20 protein-coding genes, 1 tRNA gene and 1 pseudogene are annotated in these 20,959 nt (G+C 36.1%); 6 read left to right on the top strand and 16 right to left on the bottom strand.

All coding sequences use genetic code 11. The annotated features are described in order from the left end of the window. Window positions 1-6 precede the first annotated feature (6 nt). Both HMPREF2731_RS08605 and HMPREF2731_RS08600 read right to left on the bottom strand, forming a co-directional pair. Window positions 7-321, bottom strand: coding sequence for a DUF771 domain-containing protein (locus HMPREF2731_RS08605; protein ID WP_070872749.1), 315 nt, complete (start codon window positions 319-321; stop codon window positions 7-9). A 19-nt stretch (window positions 322-340) separates the two neighbouring features. Then, a complete protein-coding gene (locus HMPREF2731_RS08600; protein WP_070872747.1) occupies window positions 341-544 on the bottom strand; it encodes a hypothetical protein in 204 nt (67 codons plus the stop codon). A gap of 291 nt (window positions 545-835) precedes the next feature. Here HMPREF2731_RS08600 and HMPREF2731_RS08595 point away from each other — a divergent pair, with 291 nt between their 5' ends. From HMPREF2731_RS08595 to HMPREF2731_RS08580, 4 genes and pseudogenes are all read left to right on the top strand, one after another. Continuing rightward, window positions 836-1,168, top strand: a complete 333-nt coding sequence (locus HMPREF2731_RS08595) for a helix-turn-helix domain-containing protein (protein ID WP_070872745.1) — start codon at window positions 836-838, stop codon at window positions 1,166-1,168. An 11-nt stretch (window positions 1,169-1,179) separates the two neighbouring features. Then, window positions 1,180-1,593 (top strand): ImmA/IrrE family metallo-endopeptidase, encoded by a 414-nt coding sequence (locus HMPREF2731_RS08590; RefSeq protein WP_070872743.1) that lies wholly within the window; start codon window positions 1,180-1,182, stop codon window positions 1,591-1,593. A 12-nt stretch (window positions 1,594-1,605) separates the two neighbouring features. Further along, window positions 1,606-1,807 (top strand): annotated as a pseudogene (locus HMPREF2731_RS08585) (hypothetical protein). A 110-nt stretch (window positions 1,808-1,917) separates the two neighbouring features. Then, window positions 1,918-3,045 (top strand): site-specific integrase, encoded by a 1,128-nt coding sequence (locus HMPREF2731_RS08580; protein ID WP_070872741.1) that lies wholly within the window; start codon window positions 1,918-1,920, stop codon window positions 3,043-3,045. Window positions 3,046-3,123: 78 nt separating this feature from the next. Here HMPREF2731_RS08580 and HMPREF2731_RS08575 read toward each other — a convergent pair. From HMPREF2731_RS08575 to HMPREF2731_RS08565, 3 genes are all read right to left on the bottom strand, one after another. After that, window positions 3,124-3,197, bottom strand: a tRNA-Arg gene (locus HMPREF2731_RS08575). Window positions 3,198-3,510: 313 nt separating this feature from the next. Continuing rightward, on the bottom strand, window positions 3,511-4,194 hold the full coding sequence (locus tag HMPREF2731_RS08570) for an O-methyltransferase (RefSeq protein ID WP_002292364.1): 684 nt from the start codon (window positions 4,192-4,194) through the stop codon (window positions 3,511-3,513). A gap of 127 nt (window positions 4,195-4,321) precedes the next feature. Next, window positions 4,322-4,840: a signal peptidase I gene (locus HMPREF2731_RS08565; RefSeq protein ID WP_002292363.1), complete on the bottom strand. Its 519-nt coding sequence runs from the start codon at window positions 4,838-4,840 to the stop codon at window positions 4,322-4,324. 210 nt (window positions 4,841-5,050) lie between these two features. On the opposite strand from HMPREF2731_RS08565, the gene HMPREF2731_RS08560 reads away from it, so the two are divergent. After that, window positions 5,051-6,895, top strand: a complete 1,845-nt coding sequence (locus HMPREF2731_RS08560; RefSeq protein WP_002292362.1) for an ATP-binding protein — start codon at window positions 5,051-5,053, stop codon at window positions 6,893-6,895. A gap of 46 nt (window positions 6,896-6,941) precedes the next feature. Here HMPREF2731_RS08560 and HMPREF2731_RS08555 read toward each other — a convergent pair whose 3' ends face one another. From HMPREF2731_RS08555 to HMPREF2731_RS08505, 11 genes are all read right to left on the bottom strand, one after another. Beyond that, entirely contained in the window at window positions 6,942-7,946 is a 1,005-nt protein-coding gene (locus HMPREF2731_RS08555) for a lipoate--protein ligase (RefSeq protein WP_002310251.1), read from the bottom strand. Window positions 7,947-7,956: 10 nt separating this feature from the next. Further along, window positions 7,957-8,697: an MBL fold metallo-hydrolase gene (locus tag HMPREF2731_RS08550; protein ID WP_016853388.1), complete on the bottom strand. Its 741-nt coding sequence runs from the start codon at window positions 8,695-8,697 to the stop codon at window positions 7,957-7,959. Between the two features lie 69 nt (window positions 8,698-8,766). After that, on the bottom strand, window positions 8,767-9,570 hold the full coding sequence (locus HMPREF2731_RS08545) for a DUF975 family protein (protein ID WP_002292359.1): 804 nt from the start codon (window positions 9,568-9,570) through the stop codon (window positions 8,767-8,769). Further along, on the bottom strand, window positions 9,570-10,652 hold the full coding sequence (locus HMPREF2731_RS08540) for a M42 family metallopeptidase (RefSeq protein ID WP_002292358.1): 1,083 nt from the start codon (window positions 10,650-10,652) through the stop codon (window positions 9,570-9,572). Before HMPREF2731_RS08540 ends, HMPREF2731_RS08545 begins: the two co-directional genes overlap by 1 nt. Window positions 10,653-10,793: 141 nt before the next feature. Beyond that, entirely contained in the window at window positions 10,794-12,059 is a 1,266-nt protein-coding gene (dltD, locus tag HMPREF2731_RS08535; RefSeq protein WP_002292357.1) for a D-alanyl-lipoteichoic acid biosynthesis protein DltD, read from the bottom strand. 2 nt (window positions 12,060-12,061) lie between these two features. Further along, window positions 12,062-12,295 (bottom strand): D-alanine--poly(phosphoribitol) ligase subunit DltC, encoded by a 234-nt coding sequence (gene dltC / locus HMPREF2731_RS08530; RefSeq protein WP_002292356.1) that lies wholly within the window; start codon window positions 12,293-12,295, stop codon window positions 12,062-12,064. 44 nt (window positions 12,296-12,339) lie between these two features. Then, entirely contained in the window at window positions 12,340-13,545 is a 1,206-nt protein-coding gene (gene dltB / locus HMPREF2731_RS08525) for a D-alanyl-lipoteichoic acid biosynthesis protein DltB (RefSeq protein WP_002329012.1), read from the bottom strand. Next, window positions 13,542-15,056 carry a D-alanine--poly(phosphoribitol) ligase subunit DltA gene (gene dltA / locus HMPREF2731_RS08520; RefSeq protein WP_002292354.1) on the bottom strand — a complete coding sequence of 505 codons (1,515 nt, stop codon included), beginning with the start codon at window positions 15,054-15,056 and terminating at the stop codon, window positions 13,542-13,544. The genes dltB and dltA overlap by 4 nt, the downstream gene beginning before the upstream one ends. 10 nt (window positions 15,057-15,066) lie before the next feature. Beyond that, window positions 15,067-15,216, bottom strand: coding sequence for a teichoic acid D-Ala incorporation-associated protein DltX (locus HMPREF2731_RS08515; RefSeq protein ID WP_002292353.1), 150 nt, complete (start codon window positions 15,214-15,216; stop codon window positions 15,067-15,069). A 405-nt stretch (window positions 15,217-15,621) separates the two neighbouring features. Continuing rightward, entirely contained in the window at window positions 15,622-17,664 is a 2,043-nt protein-coding gene (locus HMPREF2731_RS08510) for an ABC transporter permease (RefSeq protein WP_002292351.1), read from the bottom strand. Then, the gene (locus HMPREF2731_RS08505) at window positions 17,654-18,421 is read right to left on the bottom strand and encodes an ABC transporter ATP-binding protein (RefSeq protein WP_002310242.1); all 768 of its coding nucleotides are present in this window, start codon (window positions 18,419-18,421) and stop codon (window positions 17,654-17,656) included. The genes HMPREF2731_RS08510 and HMPREF2731_RS08505 overlap by 11 nt, the downstream gene beginning before the upstream one ends. 319 nt (window positions 18,422-18,740) lie before the next feature. Between HMPREF2731_RS08505 and nrdD the strand changes: the two genes are divergently transcribed. Next, complete coding sequence (nrdD, locus tag HMPREF2731_RS08500) at window positions 18,741-20,930, top strand: anaerobic ribonucleoside-triphosphate reductase (protein WP_002292349.1); 2,190 nt, start codon at window positions 18,741-18,743, stop codon at window positions 20,928-20,930. Window positions 20,931-20,959: the final 29 nt, after the last annotated feature.

Here is a 20,959-nt window from a genome sequence, read left to right as displayed (position 1 = left end):
GTCCTCCTAATCCTTTAAAATCTCAGAGAAATTTGTTTCTAGAAATTCTCTGGTTTTACTTGCTAAAAATAAATAATTTCCACCAACTCCTTTCGGGTATTGAACAAATCCTCCATAATTCACATCTAAAACTTTTCGAAATTTTGGGACATATAAAACATTTTGTTTAAACCATTCTGAACTTCGATTGATTTTTTTTAGAACATCTTTTAATGACCACCAAACACCAATCTCCGTTTGATCAAGCAGCTCCTCATAATCAAATTTTGAGATAACAACGTAATCTTCAGGGATCGGAATTTTTGCGTTTAAATACTGCAATTTGTTGTTCCTCCTGTCGTCATAACTCATACATGACAATAATCGAATCAATAATTTTGTTCGCTTCTGCAGTTGTCTTTTTACCATTGATAATCAAAGACAATTCACTTTTACTAATTCCAAATCTTTCGGCTAGCATGGTGTACGTTAGGAACTTAGAACCTTCGACATACTTTTTGATTTTTTCTCTATCTCGTTGAGTGATTTCAGCAATATCTGTCATCTTTCCACCTTCTTTTTATTTTTTTGTAAACAAATTTAACAACTATATTAAAAACTTCATTGACTAAATTAACATACAGTGTTAAAATCAAAACATAGTTAAATAAGACATAAAAACATTGATTTTAAAGCTTTCTTGGCGGTCTGCATTTATATATCAATAGTGTTTTTTGTTGTCTTTTTAATTGTTAAACTTGTTTACAAGAATGATATTAACATTATTTGTTAAATTGAGCAACCTTTTTTAACAAAAAATGTTAAATATTTTTTCTTGAACGAAAGGAATATTGATATGACGACGTTTGAGAGAATAAAAGAATTAGCAAGGAAACAAGGGAAATCATTAAATAAAGTCGAAGAGGAGTTAGGATACGGCAAAAATGTTTTATACAGACTAAAAAATTCGAACCCATCAGCCGAACGTTTACAAGAAATAGCTGATTATTTCAACGTCTCTGTAGACTATCTTCTAGGCAGAGAAGATGACCCACATTCAAGTAGAGTAACAGAAACAGAGTTAGAAGAGGCTCTGAAAGGAGCTATGACTTGGAATGGCCAGCCACTTACAGAGCAAGATAAAGAGGCAGTAAGAATATTTTTGCAAGGTAGAAAAAGTAATAAGTGAGGTCGTAGTGTATGGATAACGTTGAGAATTTGTTAAAAGAAAACGGGATTGATGTAGAAATTACCAATATTGAGTCTGAAGGATTTTACCTTCCCGAAATGAGGACAATCTTTATTAATCAAAATTTAGTGGAGATGGAACGAAACAAGGTTTTACTACATGAATCACGTCATGCACTAAGCCATAACGAATTGATCGCATTATACAGTAAATCTGTTTTCCACTCGAAGATGGAAGATGAAGCAAATAGATTCATGATCGAAGTTTTATTGCAAGATTATATGAATCTATTCGCTTTAGCTGTAGATCAAATCAACTATATGAAATTTATGGATTACTATGGAATCGATTACGATTGTGAAGAATATATAAAAAAATTACTTGTGAATCATCTAACAACAAGTACATATCTGCATGCGATGTGAAGGAGGATTTAGATGAAAATAGGTATGAGAAAACCAAGCATAAAAAAATCAATTAGCGCACGAACAACTCGCAAAGCAAAACGTGCTGTAAAAAAAAGCAGTTATTCCTGGTTATGAAAAAAAAGTAAGTGGCTGGATTAAAGATCCGAAAAAAGCAGCTTACAACAAAGTATACAAGAAAACTACATTTAGTTTTTGGGATTTATTTAAATAAAAACACGCCCCACCGTCCAAAGTAGAAGCGTGTCTTATGAAAAAACAAACCTATTACAATAGGCTTCTTTACGTTGTCTATTGTATCAAAGAAAGTGAGCCGATTCAATCATGGCAAGATTTGTGAAACGTGGAAATAGCTGGCAATATGAAATTTCATATAAAAGCAAAGATGGAAAATACAAAAAGATGAGAAAATCTGGTTTCCGAACTAAAAACGATGCTAAAGCTGAAGCTACAGAAATGGAAAGTCAGCTAAATAAAGGATACAATCCAGATAAAAAAAATATAACTATTTATGAGTATTACGAAAATTGGATCAAACTTTATAAAAAAGGTTCTGTGTCAGATGTTACATACAGAAGATATTTAGATAATCTGTCTAACATAAAAAAATATATGCCCTTTGATACATTGGCAGATATGACTAAACAGAAATATCAAGAAGTACTAAATGAATTTTCTAAAACTCACGCTAAAGCAACTACAAAAAGATTCCACACTCATGTGAGAGCTGCGATACTTGATTCTTTAGATGAAAAAATTATTTTTACTGATTTTACACGTAATCCAGTTATCAAAGGAGAAAAAGAAGGAAAGAAAAAAGAAGAGAAGTATTTAAACTACGAAGATTTTAAACGTCTCATGAGAGCCACTGAGAGCCGTTTAGACGTGAGATACACTTCGCCTTACTTAATTCTCATAGGAGGCGCTACAGGCGCTAGATACGCCGAACTATTAGGTTTGACGTGGAATGACATAGATTTTGAAGAACAAACAATTGATATTAATAAAACTTGGTTATTACATCAAGGATTTGGACCAACGAAAAATGAATCTTCTGTTAGAAGAATTGATATTGATGATCATACAGTTAGCATTCTGAAAGAGTACAAACAAAAACAATTAGAATTATTGAAACAAATGAACATAAAAAATGAGCATAATCTCGTATTTTACAATCCTTTAAACGGAATGATTACTTCAAACGCTGTAAATAAGACGCTAAAAAAGATTCAAAAACAGTTATCTATAGAGCCGGCTATCACCTTTCATGGGCTTAGACACACAAATGCTTCCGTGTTACTCTATGAAGGAATTGATTTATTATATGTATCTGAACACCTAGGTCATAAAGATATCTCAATCACACAAGAAGTTTATTCTCACGTATTGGACGAACTGAAGCAAAAGAATAAACCTAAAGTATCTGCTGTCCTTTCTTCCATTTACAACTAAATAAAATTCATTTGGCACATATTTGGCACAAAGCAAAAGAAAAACCGCTAGAAACAAACGTTTCTAACGGTTTTTTAGCGTCACAGGAGGGATTCGAACCCCCGACCGTCCGCTTAGAAGGCGGATGCTCTATCCAGCTGAGCTACTATGACAGGAATCAGCGGAACATCAATAATTATAGATAATTAAATTGCTTCTGTCAATACGAAATAGTTATTTAATTAGCAAATAGCCAATTATTTTAATTCAACTACCAAATCAATCCTTTGAAAAGAAACATTCGCTTCCATCTATTCTAAGGTTATCAGTCGAAAACAGGAGTTGCATTGTCTTCATGCTTACTCCTGTTTATTTCAATCTATTTACTATTTCCTTCAGTTGTTTTACAAATACAGTCTCTTTCACATCAAATTTAGATGGATTCCTTGATATAATCAATCACTTACTGATTGTCATAATCATGTATCACCAATCGATTTCTTCTGCTTCTTTTGTCATTAAGATTACACCATCGCCTAATGGTAAGATGGTCGATGTCAAATCAGGATGGTTCATCACGACACGAAGGAATTCATTTAATTTACGATGGATAGCTCGTTTGCCACGAGGAATCTCTTCATCAGGGAGCAAGATCGTCCCTCCTTGGAAAATATCATCTACCATCAAAACGCCACCTTTTCGTAACAAACGCAAACATTCAGGTAAAAATTCAATATATTTTGATTTTGCACTATCCATAAAAATAAAGTCATATGGACCAGACAATTCAGGCAAAATATCTGCGGCTTGCCCTTCAAGCAAGGTTACTTTATCTGTCAATCCTAGACGTTCATAGTTTTTTTTCGCTTTCTCGATCATGACATCGAAACGATCAATGGTCGTAACATGAGCATTTTCTCCGATTGTTGTCGCCATGACACTTGATGAAAAACCGATAGCTGCACCGATCTCTAAGATTCGTTCAGGCTGAATCTGTCCAAGTAAAAATTTCAAAAATACAACTGTTTCGTGGGGAATAACCGGTACTTCTGCTACATGAGCTTCTTCTTCCAATTTGCCTAGCTCACCCGGTAATTTTTTTTGCTGGGTACGCATAAAGTCCAATAGTTCTTCTTTGACTACAGGACGATGCATCATTTCATTGCGCATACTACTCCTCCTCTTTACACATTATACGAACAACTAGCTAAATCTACAAGCTGTATGAGTATTTTCCGTATCACTCGTTCAGAAGAGTAATGGTATCTCTTGAATATATTTGTCTTTTTCAACATTCTCACAAAAATTTCTGTGTTCGTCTCCGCTTCTTCTTCAACTCTACAAAAGTATTCCAAGCTGTGATTCCTGTTAAGCAAAAAGCAATCGTAAAGAATAACCCCTGGATCCATGCAAATGCTGTTTTGGAAAGGACCAGACCAATATATGGAATCTGGAAGATTGGACTACCGATAATATTTCTCTTTTTTACTACTCCAGGCTCGATATAAGTCCGTGTGTCAGCTTTTGTATAAAAGTCGTTGTAGTTGTTTTCAATGGCTATTACGCGACGTGTCGAGATTTTTTTACCTGAATTTTCATAATATGTAATAATATCTCCGACTAAAATCTCATCTGTATTTTTTGGTCGTACATATATCAGATTTCCTTGTGCATAATATGGGTTCATTTCTCTATCCTCAATAATATAAGGAGTCAATCCAAAAATTCGGGGAACCAAGACGACGAGAAGAATAAGTATTAAAAATATAATCAGCGTTACAGAACTAACAAAAGTTATTTTTTTGTAATCAGGCATCGTTTTCAACTCCTTTCTTTCTTCAATCCTTCTTAATCATATAATAACGATAAATTTTTTTCAAATTATAACTGTAAAAACACATTTTTATGACAACGACGTTTTTTGATTCTATTTCCTCATCTTTATCTCATTTTTCATTATAAATAATTGACGTTAGTAAAAAAAACGTTTACCCTAAAATTACAAGTTTTAGAAAGGAATACCTTTATGGCTTTTTTTAATAACATATATAATAAAAAAGAATCTTTCTATATGCGCATAAAATGGAGCATAATAATTATATTATCAGTGTTATTTTTAGCAGGGATTGCTTATTTCTTCTATTTTATCTTCTCTCCTGCTAATAGTAATCAAATGAAAGAAATAAAAGATTCATGGGTTTTCTATTCAAAAGATGATCCTGATTTTAAGTTTGACAGCAAGTACACTCGTACGATTCCTACCGTAGACAAAGATGAAACATTTATTATGGAAACGACACTTGAGAAACCGTTGAACGAAGCAAATTTACTAATCAAAGGAAATCATCAATGGATTACTGTGTATCTAAACGGAAACATTTTATACCAACGGGAAGATTACGACGCAGAAAGCAACCCTGGATTATCACTGGCTGTGATAGATTTACCATCAGATTACATCGGAAAAAAATTGATGATCTCTGTCTCATCTCCTTATCAAAACTACGCTGGGTTGCCACCGAAAGTCTATATAGGTACAACTGGTCCGTTAATCGGTTTTATCTATTCTCAATCAGTACCGCAAGTATTAACGATGATCATTGCAGTTTTCATTGCTATTGGGACGTTTATCTATACCATCTACTTGATGTACAAACAAAAACGGCTTGAATACTCGCTGATTATCTTAAGCTGCTTTGCTTTGGCATTAGGATTTGAAGCTGTTTCAGAAGATATTTTAAGTGGCATCCTTTTTGAACCATTCGTTCACTCTTTTTTATCTCATTTATTTATTATCCTAACCTCGGCTTTCATTATCTGCTATTATTGGAGCCGGATGATTTATTATAAAAAATGGTATGGGATTTTTTGTATAATCCAGCTTTCGATCTTTTCTGGTGTTCTGCTTTATGCAGCTTTTACTTCTGCAGAACTTCCTGAATTGATGCCAATTGCTAATATAGCTAGTGTTATCAGTACTCTAGTCACTTCGCTTACCTGCATTGGTGAAGCATATAAAAACAATCGTTTTTATGTAGTTTGTACACCTTGGATCGTCTTGGTTGCTATTATCCACTGCTTGATTTATATCCAAACAGCACTAGGTATTTATCAAACGACGATCAATTGGTCTACGATTTTATTCATTATTATTTTGATTGTTATTATCAGTTACAATCTGATTGACCACATTCTGAACACAGATAAAGACCGAAGACAAGTAGATTTCTTAAAAATCAAAAACGATTTGCTGGAACAGCATTATGAGCAACTTCGACAGCATATCCAAGAAGTAAATACGCTTCGTTTAGAATTTGTTCAGGAAATGGAAAATCTGCAAGACTTAATGCATACGGATCAAGTAAAAGCAAAAAAATATGTGGAAACAATCTTGGAAGAAGCAAAAAATTTTGAAATGCTGTGTTCTTTTTGCAATCATCAGATGACAAATCTGATTTTCGCGCGCTATCAACAGTTAGCTGCTAAACGGAATATCCAGATCACCTTCCAAGCAGAACTTCCTGAGGATCTTCCTATCAAAGATGATGATCTAGCCCAGCTTTTGATTCATGCCCTAGAGCATTCCTTTAGAGAAACTCATGCCATCGAAAATCCGCTGTATCGAAAAATTCATTTGTCGATACACGAACAAGAGGATCATTTCATCATTTGTTGCGAACATAGTGCACATTATGATACGAATATATTCAGTCGAGGTATCACAGAAGAATTAGATGATCAGGAACGCTTTGATTTGATGATGATGAAAGATGTGGCAGATCGTTACACTGGAACACTAACGCAGGAAAAAGATACATTGATTGATCGAATCACTGTTCAGCTTTCCCGAAATTACTCGAATTCTATATAAAAAAGCAGTGGGATCCAATACATAAGGATTCCGCTGCTTTTTGTTTTTAATAAAGTAAGGTAAGCAATTCTTCTGATTCTATCGCACCAAAATATTTTTTCACATCAATTTGGTCAACTATTTTTGATAGAGATTCTTTATCATATTTCTGTCCCACCAATTTTTTTTCGACATCAGAGATATCTCCTAGTCCGAAGAAATCACCAAAGATTTTTGCTTCTTTAATCATTCCTTCTGATACATTCAAGTGGACTTCGATCGAACCGATAGAGAAACGTTTTTGACGAGAGAAATTGAAATCTGGGGACTTTCCGTAATTCCAATCCCAATTTCGGTAATATTCTTCAGATATTCGATTGATTTTTTTCCAATCTTCGTCGGTCAATTCGTACGTTTTTACTTCCTCTACTGATTCTACACCAAAAATTTTCAACAAGATTTCTTGACGAAATTCTTCCGTTGTCATTTTTTGTTTTTCTTCGGGAAGAAACGGTTTGATATTCGTCACACGAGAACGGATCGATTTGATTCCTTTTGATTCGATTTTGTCTTTTTTTACTTTTAATGCATTGACTACTTCATTGATATCAGAGTCGAACATGATCGTTCCATGAGCAAACATTCGGCCATTGGTAGCATACATCGCATTACCGGAAAATTTCATACCATCAATGACTAAATCATTTCGGCCTTTCAACTCAGCCCCGGCAACACCCAATTCATGAAGTGCTTGGATGATTGGTTGTGTTACTTTCGCAAAATCACGGAAGGAATCACCATCATCAGGCATAATAAAACTAAAGTTCAAATTCCCAAAATCATGGTAGACAGCTCCGCCTCCGCTTAGACGGCGGACCACATGAATACCATGTTCTTCCACATAATCTCGATTGATTTCTTCAATCGTGTTCTGATTCCTACCGATGATGATTGAAGGTTCATTGATATAAAAGAGCAAAATGGGTTCATCTAATGGCATTTCTTGCAACAAGTATTGTTCAATTGCTAAATTGATTCTTGGGTCGTGGTTTTCATTTGGTACAAAAATCATGTTCTTCCTCCTAAATGTCAAACACTTTGTCAACTGCAGCAAGTTCTACATCTATCCCTTTACCTGCTGCTTTTTGCGCTTCATTTTTCAATTGTTCTAAGTCGCCAAACTGAGGTAGATGGGTAAGTACAAGTTTCTTTACGTTAGCTGATTTCGCCAGTTCTCCAGCTTCTTTTGAAGTGAAATGTGCATGATGATGTTCATTTCCTTCAAATAGATAGGTATCTGCTAGAAACAAATCAGCCTCTTTCGCAAAATCAGCGAAACTTTCCAAATAACCTGAATCTCCTGTAAATACGAATACTTTCCCCGTTGCTTCTTCTACGATTCGCATGGCGTAACATACTACTGGATGGATTGTTTCCATAAAAGTAATCAGAAAAGGACCAATTTTTAATTCTTCGGCTTCAAAATAAGGATGTCCTTTTGAGACATTCGCCATCGTCAATTCTTCAAAGTGGACAGAATCTTTTGTGTGCCCGTAAATTGAAAGCAATGTCTCCGGATCTCTCTTGGGATGAAGTTGCCAGTAATACTGTAATACACCAAGGTCAGCAATATGATCATGATGATAATGGCTAAGGATCACAGCATCCAAATCAAGTGGATCAAGATGTTCTTGTAATTTGATCAGCGTAGCACTACCTGCATCAATCAACAAGTTGAAACCGTCAGATTGAAGTAAATAACCTGTTGTCCCTTGATTATTATAAGGATACGCCCCTAAGCAGCCTAAAACAGTTAATTTCATCATACATTCCCCCTCAAAGATTTATCCTACCACAAAAGTTATTTTTCTAATGAATGAACTGCTTACAGATTAAGCAAAATAGGCTTCTGGACCACCTTTTTCAATCCGTGCTTGTTCATAAAATTCTGCAACTGATACATTCACATAAACGATGACCCACAAAAGACCGATGAATAAAGCGATTGCCCCTAACAAATACCAGCCGATAAAAGATAGTTGCAACAAAATATACGTACCGATTCTATCTTTCAATAAGAACCAGCCATATTTTAAGCATTGTACGACCGACAAATCAGGATAGTCGAACTTCGTCCATGCAGCAAATTGGAACAATCCGCCAACGATGCTCATGATAAGTGCTGAAACAAAAATCATCCCTACCATTGATAAAACAAAGCTGATATCAAGAAAATCTCCTGGCATGACATCCGTAGGTACCGTACTTGAATTGAAAAGCAACTGCGTATAAGCACTCACTCCGCTGATTAAAAACATGGGCAGAAAGATCAAACTATTGAGCAACCAGTTGATGATTGAATTAATCAAATTGATGACAAGTATCGAACCAAAATATTTTTTTTGGAAAACTGAAAATAGAAGATTGCTTTTTGGTCTGCCACCTCGTACAACTACTAACGCAATATAAAACAATGCATAGTTGAATGCGAATAAAAGCAAATTATTGACTAGAAAACTCAATAGGTTTTGCTGCATGCTTTCTTCCGTAAAAGGACTGAAACCGTCAAAAAAATTCTGTATGACGCTTGTGAACAATATGGATAAGAAAACAAGCCAAGCATTGATTCCCCATTGATTCTCTAAAGAAGCTCGCGCTTTTTTTCGATATTCAGAAATAGGCATTTTATTATTCATTATTCATAACTCCGGATTTGTTCAACTGTTTCACTATCAAGCCGTTTCACTAACTCAGTAACTAGCTTCACTGTATTCAAATAATCATCTTCATGGATCACTGATGTGTGGGAATGCAAATAACGAACAGGAACAGTAATGGCTACAGAAGGAACACCGTCTCTTGTCAAATGCATTTGTCCTGCATCCGTTCCACCGCCAGAGATCACTGTATATTGGAATGGGATAGCCATTTCCTCTGCTACATCGATAACGAAATTCAATAATTTTTTGTGCGGAATCATCGATGCATCAAAAATCAAAATCTGTGGACCTTTTCCTAAAATCGAATCTGCTTCTTTTGGTGTCATTCCTGGAGTATCACCTGCTGTACCAGTATCTAAAGCAAAAGCAATATCCGGATTTACAAGGTGCGTGCTTGTTCGAGCGCCTCGCAAGCCCACTTCTTCTTGCACATCGCTTCCTGCAAATAAAACATTTGGATGTGCTTCTTTAGATAGATTCTCCAATACTCGCAAAGAAACAGCTGTCCCTATCCGATTATCCCATGCTTTTGCCAGTAAATATTTACTGCCGTTCATTCGTTTGTATTCAATATATGGGGTGACCATATCTCCCGGACGTATGCCCCACTCTTTGGCTTCTTCTTGGTTTGATGCGCCGATATCAATAAACATATCTTTGATTTCATATGGTTTATTTCGTACCTGAGGTGTTAAAACATGCGGTGGTTTTGAACCAATTACCCCGTGAATGATTTTTCCTTCTCGTGTTTTGATTTCCACTTGTTGAGCAAGCATCACTTGTCCCCACCAGCCTCCAAGTGTTTGGAACTCCAAGAAGCCTTTTTCGGTTATTTTTGTTACCATAAAACCAACTTCGTCCATATGACCAGAAATAAAGACTTTTGGTCCTCCGCCAGCGCCATGCTTAGCAATCACACTGCCTAATCCGTCATAAAAAATATCATCAGCGAATGGTTTAGCATATTCTCTGAATACTTCTCTTACCTCTTCTTCATTCCCAGGTACTCCTTTTGCAGAAGTCAAATCAATTAGTAGCTGTTCTTCTTTTGTATCCAAATGTTTTCCCCCATTTCTATATTCATATTGTGATTATACCATTGCTTTTGTTTTTTGTTCAGGCAAACTTGGTATTTTTACTGTTTATTTCAGAATATTCTAAAATAAATAAAACAGGCAGATATCCTCCACCTGTTTTATTTATTTTAATCGTAGTTTATCTGGTACTTGCTGTTGCCAAGCTTTGCTGAAAAAAGCATCATCGAGATGGTACCTACTAGGAAGCTGGTTTTCTTCTAAAAACGGTCTAATCTGTTGATCTGCGGCCAGCCAGCCTTTCCACCCTAAATGGATCGTATCTTCCATAAAATAATTGGTACCAGCTTGATTGACAAAATCAGCTATTCGATTGAATCCTTGGCTATTTAATTGAAATTTGATTTTTTTGGCAAATCCTTGTAGCATTTCTTGAGATAGTCCGGTATAATCGCTCCATTTCTCGTTGACCGGTGGAATGATAAACAACACTTCATTATGGTTTTTTGCTAATTGATCCAAGATTAGCTGAAAATCAGAAAATTCTGGTGAAAAACGATAATCCCAATTTTTTTGTGACTGTTTGAGTTCTGGCTCGTGGGATCGGATACGATGTGTATAAAAATCGTTTTTCAAACCAAATGGATTATTTGTCGTTTCTTGTTTTCCAATCTCATCTGCCAAAATGGATAATTCTGTTTCTTGATAGTGGTCTGGTAATTGTTTTGATTCATGATCGATTTTTTGCTGACGATCTTTCAAACCGATATCACTGAATATCTCATCCTCACGCTTCAACATGTTCCATTGGCTGTGCAACTGATCCAAAGAATCAGGTAAAGGTAACTTTCCTTCTTTAATCGTTTGTAGAATTCCTGTCAGCGTATCGTTCTCTTTTACTTTTGAAAAAGTTAATAGTCTTCTAGCTAAATAGCGATCAGCTGATGTAACTTTTTTCAATGAGAACAACCAATCATAGGTCTGAAGTTCAGAATAGTAAGTGTTGAAATAATCTGTTTTTACACCATCTTTTACAAACCATTGAGGCGAGATGATAAACACCACTTTTTTGTTTTTCAAATCATCCCCTGCAGATCGCATCATCATATATTGACTTAATGATTGTGTTCCCGGCGCTCCTAGCAAGAAAGGACGATAACCTCTATCATATTTTTCAGCCAAAACAGACGGATGAAATGGACTGATCCTGCTTAATTCACTCGACCCAAAAAAGGGGATATATTGTTTTTCAGACAAAGCTTTGTTTTTTATTGCATCGCCCTTTAGTACATTTGCTGACATAGATGAAGACGCTCGCTTGATTACTTCCGGGTTATCAATATTTACTCGATAGGAAGAAGTGAAGAATAGGGCAAGCAGACCAAAAGCGAGAACAACAGGTCCAAAAATAGCAAAGAGTTTCTTTTTCATACTCAACCCTTCAATGCAGTTGCTTGTTGAATGATTTTATTCGGTGTGCGCCAATCCTCCCGCTCGAATTCAGAGACTGGGACTTGGATATCCAACTCTCCGTCTAGCTCGACTAATAATTGCACAGATGCTAAAGAATCAAGCAAACCTTCATCAAATAGATCAATATCACGATTTTTTCTTACTTCATCTGTTCCTGTTATTTCTTCTAAGATTGATAAAATTTGTTCTTCCATTTTCCTTTTCTCCTTTGTTATATAAATTAATATGTCACTATTCGTTAGCTAAAAAAAAGTTTATCTAAAAATCCTGAAAAAATCAGGAAGCTGAAACATACCGCTTGAAATGTCAAAAATACGGCTACGCCATGCGTAAATTTGTTAGAAGGCAACTGATCTTTATGCTTCTTCTTAAATCGGATCCATGCATCTGTCAGACAGATCAGACAAGCATGATACAGACCGTATACGATGTAGTACCACGTCAATCCATGCCAGACACCCATTAGAAGAAACAAAGCGAAATACCCGATATTTGACATCACGATCTTGCTTTTAAAGATTTTTTTCTTCATCATGAAGAACATCAACCGCATATACACGTAATCGCGGAACCAAAAAGACAAGGTCATATGCCATCGATTCCAGAATTCTTTGATATTCCATGATAAAAATGGTTTATTGAAATTGATTGGCGTCTGATACCCCATCATGTAGCTTGTACCGACTGCGAACAAACTGTAACCTGCAAAATCAAAAAATAAATACATGCTATACACGTACATGTAACCCACTAACGCCCATGAAATCCCACCATGCTGTAATGCGATGCGCCCTACTGCAGGGAGCAGTACTTGACCAAAATAATAACCGATAATGAACTTATATAAAAAACCGACAAAAATATTTTGGACGCCTTTTCCCAAGAGATCAACATATTTATCACGAACAGGTGGATGGAGCTGATCCTTTTCAAATCTCCTATAACGATCGATGGGTCCAGAAGATATTGTCGGGAAAAACAGCAGAAACTGGATATAACGAAATGGATTATATACTTTGATCATGCCATCTCTTATTTCCATGATCATTTGCACAGACTTAAAGGTTAAATAAGAGATTCCTAAAAAACCAAGTAGCGATGCTTTTCCATGTTCAAAAAAAGGAGTCACTTTCGTTAAAAACAGTGGAATTATTGCTAAAATAACGGCGGCGTAAAACCATCCTGTTTGATTTTTCCTTTGCCGGTGAACAAAATAGCCCCATACAAGGATTGTCTGCCAAAAAACATACCCAATCAGCGCCGCTCCCTGTTCCCAATAAGTACCTCCAAAGCTGACAAATAAAAAGAAAAGTGTCACCACTGATTGATAAATTGGTAATCTTTTTTTCCATATCAGTAAAGATAGAACGATTGGTATAAGCGCAATGGCTAAAAGAAAAAAATAAAACGGCTCTGCGTAAGGGATCATATGAGGAAACATCATTCAGGATTCACCTCAGCTGTTAATTTTTTTCGATCAATTTTTCCATTTACTGTCTGAGGCAGCAAATCGACATAATGGAACTTCTGAGGAATCATATACTCCATCACAACTTGCAGTAATTGTTCTTTGATCGATTTGGTCAGTTGAAAATCCGGTTGTTTCGTTGTGTTTTCTAATACGATGAAAGCAACAAGCTGCTGCACTTTTGTTCCTTGATATTTTGGTACGACAACGGCTTGTTTGATCCGGGAGTCTTGCAACAGATAATGTTCGATATCCCCTAACTCGATCCGGTAACCATGTAATTTGACTTGCTGATCCATACGGCCTTCATAAAATAAAAGCCCGTCTTCATCCAACCTTCCTGCATCCCCTGTATGGTAACTTGCTAAGTCATTTTGACAAAAGAACGCAGCTGCTGTTTTTTCTGGATTGTTCAGGTAACCTTTTGATACGCTTGGCCCTGCAATAATGATCTCACCTGTTTCTCCTTTTGGAACAAGTTTGTCTTCTTGGACAATAGAAACTTTGGTGTCTTTTTTTACATAGCCGATCGGTAGTCGGTCATATTTATCTAGTACGTGCTGATTAATCTGGATACTTGAAATAGCCACAGTTGCTTCTGTTGGGCCGTAAGTATTATATATCCGTGCATTTGGGAATCGATCAAGTAGTGTTTCTGCAGTTTTTTTTGTCAATTCTTCTCCGCAAAATAAAAACATGTCCAATTCTGGTACATTTTCTCCATTGAAGGTAGGCTCCATCAAGCAAATATCCATAAAAGATGGAGTAGAAACCCAAATATTCAACTTCAAGTTAGGCAATGTCGCGAATAATTGACGAAAATCTTGAATAACTGCTTTATTTAACGGCTTCAGCATTCCACCAGAAACTAATGCAGGATAAATAGAAAATACCGATAAATCAAAAGAAAATGGCGCTTGGGCTAAGAAATGCATACCAGGCTTGATCCCAAAGTCTTCCATCGTCCATTGAACAAAGCTGACTAGATTATCATGACTGATTTGTACGCCTTTTGGTTCTCCAGTAGTACCAGAAGTAAAAATAATATAAAAATTTTCTGTACCTTTTACGCTGTTTCTGGGATAAAATTCTACTGGTATCTTCTCGATTTCTTGAAATTCTTCTTTTGTTACGACAGGAACAGAAGGAATGTCTTCTATCCAATTCCCAATACTGATGACCATAGATGGTTTAGCCACCCGAAAGATCGACAGGATACGTTCTTTGGGTGTGTGTTCTTCAATTGGCAAATAGGCATGACCAGATTTGACAATTCCTAGAAATGCGACAATCATCTCAAATTCTAAATTACCAAAAACGACGATTGGTCCATCCCCTTCTACCTTTTCTTCTAAATAATAAGCAAGTGCGTCTGATGCTTGTTTCAATTCTCCAAAAGTATGCATCTCATCCGCCTGATAAGCAATTCGATCAGGTTCGCTTATTCCCCAATCATCGACTGCTTCAATAATCGTTTTGATTTCCATACTCTTCCTCCTAAAATTCGTTATAGATAAATGTTCCTCCTTGAATATTTTTATAGTGATACAGGTAGATCAGGAACAGCAGTACCGCACTATAAAAAATTGTTCGAATGATGAATTTTCCCCAATAATTCAATTTTGGATTAGACCACCATTTGTTCATTGGATTCCCTCCTCATATAACCTCACACAAAGTGTAACGAATTTTGACAAAAAGAAACATGTGTCTAGCTTACAGAAACCGTTTTTTTACTAACAGTTTTGTCACATAGCTTTTATAAAAATAGCACATCAAAACACTGCTTTTTTCTTTATAATTTCTAGTAATTTTAAAAAATATAAAAAATAAAGAGGTTGTGACAAAAAGCGTGTCACAACCTCTTCTTCCAAATAAACGGTGTGTAAAAGCTTGCATCTGCGGTAATAAGTCCAGCTAAATCAAAAACATGGGAAACTATTTTTGCTTGGCTGTTTCTTATTACTTGATGCAGGACAGCTTTTTCACAATCTCTTCTTTAAACGGTGTTTAAAATTTAGTACTTTTTATTATCTTGTCTTATTCCGCCTGTCATTCCTCGATAATCCGACAATATAACTGACTCGTAATGACATAAAGCAAAAGATAGATAAGGATCAATAAGCCACTGACAAGATAAGCCAACCAATAATCGGCAGTTTTGATATACTGAGTGAAAACATTGATTGCAAATACTGCATGAGTGATTCCTAATATCATGGGTGGAAAAAAGGTAAGTGCGTTTTGCTCGAAAATCATCCTTCTAATTCTTCTTTGTGGTATCCCCAGTTTAGTCAATAGGTGATAATTTTCTTTTTCTTCCTCTGCTTCTGCTAATTGTCGAACGGTCAGAATACTGCCAGTAGCAATAATGACGATCATTCCGACAAACAGTGTGACAAAAATATTGATACCAATCCGCCGGTTGACTGCACGCAATTTTGAATAGCTGGAGGAGAAGTTCAACCGAGAACCTTCTTGACTAAATTGCGCTTCCTTCATTTTGTCATCTGGCAGTTTCTTTGTACTAATTTCTCCTTGCAGACGCCCATTTACGATATCATAAGAATAATAAATAGCATTGAGCCACTTTATCGACATTTCACTGCTCAGTCGTTCATCTATCTTTTCATTATTCTCACCTGACACATCCACATTGACTACTTGATAATCTACACCTTTTGCTTTTTCAAAAACGTTATCATCCACGACTAGTACAGGACTTAGATATACCATCGTTTCGTCACCTAATACACTTGGAAGCATTTGTTGAATCTTCAACTCTTGATTATCTGGCAATCCAATACTAGAACCATATAATGAAATATTCCGGAAAAGAGTTTGCATTTGATCAAGCAAAACAGTATAGTTAGGAGATTTCAAAGAAACGTTTGGCAAATCCGGATTAACTTTTCTGAAGGCTTGATATTCTGTTTCTGTGATCAGATTAGCAGTTTGAAACATAGGTTCTTCGAGATCTGGTCTGTAGATACTACCTATGACTTTATAATGCAAGGTGATTTTTTTAGTTATCTTCTGTCCTTCCTCTGCCAGAATAGGCTTGATTTTTTTTTCTGTCTCGACATCAAACTGATAGTCCATCGGGGAGGATACTTTCTCCTGATACGATAAAATAGTAGAAATACTAGCCGTACCGCCAATCGTCATTAAAGAAATTCCAAGAATGACTGTAATTAGAGAATTCGTCCGCCAGCTTTTGAGCAGGTGCACTTGTGTATTACCTATTATTAAAAAATTGATCCCATAGTAATAGAGCTTCCATTTACTCAATATGATCAAAAAGAGTCGAAATGTATAGCAGAAAAACAAATAAGTACCAATCACACAAATGAAAAAGATCAGAAAAGGCAAAAAGAGAATGAATGTCTCAAGGTAATGATGACTGATCATCCATGAAGTGATTTCTCTAAAATGACTAGCCCCAAAATATCCGCTCGTTAAAAGCAATAACCCAATGACAGCGAGTAATCGATGCCTTGTTCTGAAACGCATCGTTGAACTATCTGCTTGTTCTTTTTCTCCAAAACTTCGAATCATCGGGTAGCGCCAGATTTTCCATATCGAATACACAGATACTGCTAAAAGGATGATGAAAAAAGCAAATAAAGTATCTGCGACTGATGGAATGGAGATAAAAAACGGACTATTAAGATCCATATCCATCATTCGAACCAAAATCATGGAAAAGAGTTTGGAGAAAATAATGCCGAGCAATATCCCAAAAATACAGGCAAATAACCCAATTATCATGATTTCCAATACATATATACCTGAAATTTGTAGTTTGTTCATACCAAAAAGTTGATAGATACCTATTTCTTTTTGTCTTCTATTCAAAAAAAATCGGTTGGCACTGAATACGAAAAAAAGTAAAACGACAGTAATGATCAGTCCGCCAAAACTCAATCCGCCATCTATCGAAGTATCTGGACTTGCTCTTCTAACTAAAGATTGATCATAGGTCATTGCGCTGAATGAATAATAAATCATCACGGATAAAGTCAAACTGAAAAAATAAACAAGATACCCTCGGGACTGCCGAAAAAAGCTTTTGACGGCTAATTTATACAGCATTCATTTTTCCTCCTCCACCAATCGTCGCCTGCATGTCGATTACTTTTTCAAAGAATTCTCTTCTTGTCCCTCTTCTCACAACTTCTGAAAAAATCACGCCGTCTTTGATAAATAAAATTCTGTCACAGTAGCTCGCTGTATATGGGTCATGGGTGACTAACAAGATTGTCGCTTTTTCTTTTTGATTCATAGTCTGTAAATAATTCAACAATTCTGTGGCCGACTTCGAATCTAGAGATCCAGTTGGTTCATCTGCAAAGATTACTTGTGGCTGAACAACAAGGGCTCTAGCGGCTGCAATTCGTTGTCGCTGACCGACAGAAAGCTCATCTGGATATCGTTTTAGCAGTTCTTCTATATTCAACAATTGAGCTACGTGTCTTACTCTCTTTTCCATCTCTTCCTTAGTCATCCGTTCAACTGCTAGGGGCAATAGGATATTGTCTTTTGCATTTAAAGTATCGATCAAATTGAATTCTTGAAAAATGAATCCTAGTTTTTTTCGGCGAAAGTCACTGAGCTCACTATTTTTCATTTTTGTGATTTCTTTTCCTTGGATCAAGACACTACCCATCGTAGGCAAATTGATCGTGGATAAAATATTCATCAACGTCGTCTTGCCTGCACCGCTTGGACCCATGATCCCAACAAATTCGCCTTCTTCTACTGTGAATGAGATATTATCTAAAGCTTTGACGGGAGAAAGTTTGCTACCGTAGCTTTTACTGAGATGTTTCACTTCGATCATCTTTTCCAATTCTTCTTCTCCTCTTTCATTTCTGTTTATTTGCATAGTAGCATATCTACGAACAATTTGCTCTTATGTTTTTGTCACTTTTTCTTAGCCCAAATAAAAAAATTTTATTCAATTATTTTATTCAGCTAAATTAAATATGCAAAAAATAAATCCATCAACTACAAGTTTTCACTTTTTTTCACAATAAAATATACACTACATATAGTATAGAAATCCAATTATACAGCGGATTGAATACTATATATAGCCGATAATTAGTTGCTCCTTCCTAAATTTTGTTTTATGATAGACAAGAACAATTTAGCAGGAGTTGAAGATAATGAAAGTAAATTATGAAGAGAAAACAGTCGTTACTCAGCAACCAGAGGCACACCAGATGAAAGTTATCAAACGAGATGGCCGCCATGTTGATTTCGATGAACAAAAGATCAACGAAGCACTAATCAAAGCTGAAAAGAAAATTCACGGCTCATTATCCCCACTTACTTACGAAAAAATCCAAATGATTGCAGACTTGGTTGTCCAAGAAATCAAAAGCCGGTTTGCTGAAAATGTCAAGATCTATGAGATTCAAAACATCGTGGAACATATCTTATTAGAAAAAAACGAATATGAATTAGCAGAAGAGTATATCAATTACCGTACAAAACGGGATTTTGCTCGCAGTAAAGCGACAGATATCAACTTTTCGATTGAAAAACTAATCAACAAAGACCAGACTGTCGTGAATGAAAATGCAAATAAAGACAGTAATGTTTTCAATACACAGCGTGATCTAACAGCCGGCATCGTCGGAAAATCGATCGGACTGAAAATGTTGCCGCCACATATAGCAAATGCCCATCAAAAAGGTGATATCCATTACCATGATTTGGATTATCATCCTTACACACCGATGACAAATTGCTGCTTGATTGATTTCAAAGGTATGCTGAACAACGGTTTCAAAATTGGAAATGCGGAAGTGGAATCACCTAAATCTATCCAAACAGCGACAGCACAAATCTCACAGATCATTGCTAATGTTGCGTCAAGTCAATATGGTGGCTGTTCTGCCGACCGAACAGATGAATTGCTGGCTCCTTTTGCAGAATTGAACTATAAAAAACATCTAAAAGACGCGGAAGAATGGATCGATTCGCCAGAACGCCAAAAAGAATATGCAAAAGCAAAAACCAAAAAAGATATCTTCGATGCTATGCAAAGTTTGGAATATGAAATCAATACCTTATTTACTTCAAATGGGCAAACCCCTTTCACTTCATTAGGGTTTGGTTTGGGGGAAAATTGGTTTGAAAGAGAAATCCAAAAAGCGATTTTACAGATCCGAATCAATGGATTAGGGAGTGAAAAGCGAACAGCTATCTTCCCTAAACTGATCTTCACTTTAAAAAAAGGTGTAAACTTAAACCCTGAAGATCCTAATTACGACATCAAACAACTAGCATTGGAATGTGCAACGAAACGAATGTATCCTGATATTCTGAATTACGACAAAATCGTCGAATTAACTGGAAGTTTCAAAGTACCTATGGGCTGTCGTTCATTCTTGCAAGGATGGAAAGACGAAAATGGTCAAGAAGTAAATGTCGGACGAATGAATTTAGGTGTGGTTACATTGAATTTACCAAGAATCGCGATCGAATCAAAAGGAGATCAGAACAAATTCTGGCAGCTATTGTCTGACCGTTTAGAAATCATGAAAGATGCGCTTCTCTATCGTGTAGAACGTTGTAAAGAAGCCATTCCAGCAAATGCGCCAATCTTATACATGTATGGTGCTTTCGGAAAACGTCTTTCACGTACCGATTCTGTCAATGAATTATTCAAAAACCGCCGAGCTACTGTATCATTAGGCTACATTGGATTATATGAAGTTGCTTCAGCTTTCTTCGGTGGCGAATGGGAAACAAACCCAGAGGCAAAAGCTTTCACACTTGACATCGTCAAAGAATTAAAAGCCAATGCGGATGCATGGGGTGATGAATACGGTTATCATTTCAGCGTCTATTCAACACCAAGTGAAAGTCTGACTGATCGTTTCTGTCGTTTAGATACAGAAAAATTTGGTATCATCGAAAATATCACAGATAAAGAATATTATACAAACAGTTTCCACTATGATGTACGTAAAAACCCAACGCCATTTGAAAAATTGGAATTTGAGAAGGATTATCCAAAATATTGTTCAGGTGGATTCATCCACTACTGTGAATACCCTATGCTCCAACAAAACCCGAAAGCCTTAGAAGCTGTATGGGATTTTGCATATGATAAAATCGGGTATCTTGGTACGAATACGCCAATTGACCATTGCTATCAATGTGGTTTTGAAGGTGATTTCAAACCAACAGAACGAGGCTTCGAATGTCCAGAATGTGGAAATCATGACCCAAAAACATGTGATGTAGTCAAACGTACTTGTGGTTATTTAGGAAATCCACAAGCTCGTCCGATGGTACATGGACGCCACAAAGAAATTTCCTCACGTGTGAAACACATGAAATGAGGTTGTGAAAAAGCTGTCCTGCATCAAGT

Source organism: Enterococcus sp. HMSC072F02, assembly GCF_001837725.1.
GTDB lineage: Bacteria > Bacillota > Bacilli > Lactobacillales > Enterococcaceae > Enterococcus_B > Enterococcus_B lactis.
Note: the sequence above shows the minus strand (reverse complement) of the source record. Positions and strands in the feature narration are given on the sequence as shown.